Source organism: Ruegeria sp. AB5 (genome assembly GCF_056542645.1).
The window spans coordinates 1-2,907 of the sequence record NZ_JBQGAE010000048.1 but is presented as its reverse complement, the minus strand read 5'-3'; the positions used below and the strand labels follow the sequence as shown (position 1 = coordinate 2,907).

Annotated in this window: 3 protein-coding genes and 2 pseudogenes; 2 read left to right on the top strand and 3 right to left on the bottom strand. The window is 55.7% G+C overall.

Annotated features, from left to right (window positions below; genetic code table 11):
- Positions 1–557, top strand: a pseudogene (locus tag ACR0L4_RS23440) (hypothetical protein); the annotation flags it as partial.
- Here ACR0L4_RS23440 and ACR0L4_RS23435 read toward each other — a convergent pair.
- A complete protein-coding gene (locus tag ACR0L4_RS23435) occupies positions 542–1,387 on the bottom strand; it encodes an EamA family transporter (RefSeq protein ID WP_480515610.1) in 846 nt (281 codons plus the stop codon). The pseudogene ACR0L4_RS23440 and the gene ACR0L4_RS23435 overlap by 16 nt on opposite strands.
- Positions 1,388–1,528: 141 nt before the next feature.
- Here ACR0L4_RS23435 and ACR0L4_RS23430 point away from each other — a divergent pair, with 141 nt between their 5' ends.
- Positions 1,529–1,963: a group II truncated hemoglobin gene (locus ACR0L4_RS23430; protein ID WP_480515608.1), complete on the top strand. Its 435-nt coding sequence runs from the start codon at positions 1,529–1,531 to the stop codon at positions 1,961–1,963.
- Between the two features lie 10 nt (positions 1,964–1,973).
- Here the strand turns inward: ACR0L4_RS23430 and ACR0L4_RS23425 are convergent, their stop codons facing one another.
- Both ACR0L4_RS23425 and ACR0L4_RS23420 read right to left on the bottom strand, forming a co-directional pair.
- A complete protein-coding gene (locus ACR0L4_RS23425) occupies positions 1,974–2,684 on the bottom strand; it encodes a type 1 glutamine amidotransferase (protein WP_480515606.1) in 711 nt (236 codons plus the stop codon).
- A gap of 64 nt (positions 2,685–2,748) precedes the next feature.
- Positions 2,749–2,907, bottom strand: a pseudogene (locus ACR0L4_RS23420) (type III glutamate--ammonia ligase); the annotation flags it as partial.

Sequence of the window (2,907 nt, the reverse complement as noted above, 5' to 3'; positions counted from 1 at the left end):
GCCTGCCTGCTGGCCAACACACTCACCGCCTGCTGCCGCGCAAACCAACTGCCAGAACCAGAAGGCCTAACCGCGTGATACTAAATGCCGGTCTTCCAACCGGCGGCAGCACATCTGTACGTGCCAGCGCTCAACAGTATTGGCACTTTGCGGGCCGCGCCCTGCGGATGGTCCTCGTGTCTATCGGTCACTCCAGAGCGAATGCCGTACGCGTTCGCGCCGTGATCACCCGCGCGGCACAGAATGGCATGGCGATGGATCAGCAGTTCTGGGGCAAGGACATGACGCAGGATGAATGTCGGATTCAGATGAAACAACTGAACGACGCGGTAGATATCTATGCTGTCCTGCTCTTGCCCGACGCGCCTGCGCATATTGATGTTTTCAGTCTGCGGGGTGAATTGAAGGGACACAAGGATCTAATGCGCCCCGGCGCATGGCACCATCCCGGACCAGTTCGCCCGGGCGAGGTTGATTGCGTGTTGAACAGCGCGATTTCTGCCCATCAGGCACATAGCGCCGAGATGAAAAAAATGGGTTCTCAGATCGCGAGATAGCCGATTCCGGCAAAAGCGATGAAACATCCAAGCCATTGAGAAGTTGACATTTTTTCTTGCAGGACGGCCCAGGCTAAAACAACTGTCAACAATCCGAAGATCGAGGCTGCGACGGATGCGTATTGGGCGTTTGGCAACCCTCCGGCGGATACCACGCACAAAAGCGCCACTGCATCGAGCGTACCCATCAAGCACAACAGGGGCAGGGCCTTTGCGCCCGGCCAAAGCGACTTGCGGCATGCAAAGGCGATAACTGCAAGCGCAGGGATCGCGGTTAGCCGACCGACCAGCGAAACGGTGAACTCGTCGCCCAGTTCGGCTGCATACTGTCCCAAAGCAAATGTCGCTGCAAACCCAATTGCAGCAAGTATCGAAAAGGCAATCGTCGGCCCGGCTGCCGGGAATTCCGTTCCATCGCTTTCGGATCGGGCCGATACAATGGATACGCCAGTGCCAATTGCAATGATCGCCAGCCAATGCCAGATGCTGACTTCGGAACCGCGCCATATCGCAAGAGTGACCGACAAGACCGGGTAACTGGCGACAAGCGGCGCGACCAGACGGACAGGCCCGCGCTGAAACGCAGCATACATGCTAAGGCCAGCCAGCAAATAGAAGCCGCCCGCTGCAACTGCGTAGGACACTGCCTTGGCAGACATCGGTTCGAATCCAACCCAGACCGCCATAAGGGAAAACTGCAACAGAGCCCCGGCAACCAGCACAGCCATCAACGCGGCTATGACGCTCACGGACTGGCTGACATATCGCACGGCAAGATCGTGAAACCCCCAGCACAGTGCTGCCAGTAGACCCAAGGCAAGTGCGCTCACCCGGTCGCCCCCGGTGCTTGGGTGTCCCGGAATATCTCGTGTCCATTCGTCAATATTGACCGCGCCATGATGTCACTGGTGATAAACTTATTTTCCTGATATGCAATAATTATTGATGGCGGCAACTCGGAGAAGAGACTTATGTCATCGGCTTTGGACCAACTTGGTGGCGAAGAACAGCTTCGGGCTCTTGTCGAACGATTCTACGATCGCATGGAGACGGACCCGGCGGTGCATTCTTTGCACAGGCTACATTTTCGGGGCCATGGACTATCGCACACAAGACAGGCTCAGTTCGAATTTCTGAGCGGGTTTCTGGGCGGCCGGGCATATTATCGTGAGCGATTTGGTCATATGGACCTGCGGGAAATCCACGCGCATGTGCCGATACGTGAAGCCGATGCCGAGCTTTGGCTCGATACCTTTGACGCAGCGTTGGCGGATTGCGGATTGGACGGCCCAGTGGTGGACAAAATGCGCACAACATTGCGCCGGGTGGCCTTGATGCTGGTCAACAATGTTCCCGACTGGAGGGTTGAGACCGACGGCGGAAAGAACCTTGAGGTTCACAACTGATCCGATGTGATCAGATCTGTCGCAATCTGGAATAGATACTGGACGTCATCCTGAATTGATTGTCAGCTATTTTGTCGCTGTTACAGACCATTTCCGTCACCGCATCCGCAGATCCTAGCCAATCCACGGCGCATTGATGGTTGGCGGGATCGCTCATCCACGAGTGAATCGTGCCCTGAACAAGTTCGGGATGAAATTGCACGCCCCAGGCACGGTCTGAGACCCGCAAAGCCTGAACAGCACAGGTATCAGACCGTGCCAGAACTGATGAATCGGCTGGCAGATCAACTGCTTCAACACCGTGCCATTGAAGCACCGGGAATTGATGGGGCAGGGGCTCGAACAGCGGATCATCGCGCGTGTTGCCGGTCAGTTTGATAGAAAGCACACCGATTTCGGGCTTTTGCATGGAGGCACATTTCCCACCCAGCGCATCCACCAGAAGTTGGTGGCCCAGACAAATACCAAAATACGGACGTTTGATGTCTTGAACCCAGGTCCTGATCGCTTGTTTTTCAGGCACTAGCCATGGATGCGCTTCGGTTTCCCAGACGTCCATCGGGCCGCCCAGAACCAAGAGCAGCTCAAATTCTTCAAGCTGCGGGATCGGTTCGCCATCATACAGATGCACAACTCTGGCCGTATCACCACATGACGAAATGTGTTCCAGAAACGCTCCGGGGTTTTCACCGGACGTATGCTGGAAAATCAGGACGTTCACGAGGTGCGGGTCTCCGTCTGAGCGTCGGTATTGGGGCGGCAGTGGTCTGCAGCCCCAAAGTTTCTTAGATATCGAGGGTGTGGTCCTTTTCCCAGCGTGAGAAATGGCTGACGAATGAGTTCCATTCCTGGAGTTTCATTTTGAGGAATGCGCTTGAGAATTCCTGTCCCATCATGGCTTTCAGCTCGGTATCGTTGTCGTATTCGCGCAGCCCGTCGAGCAT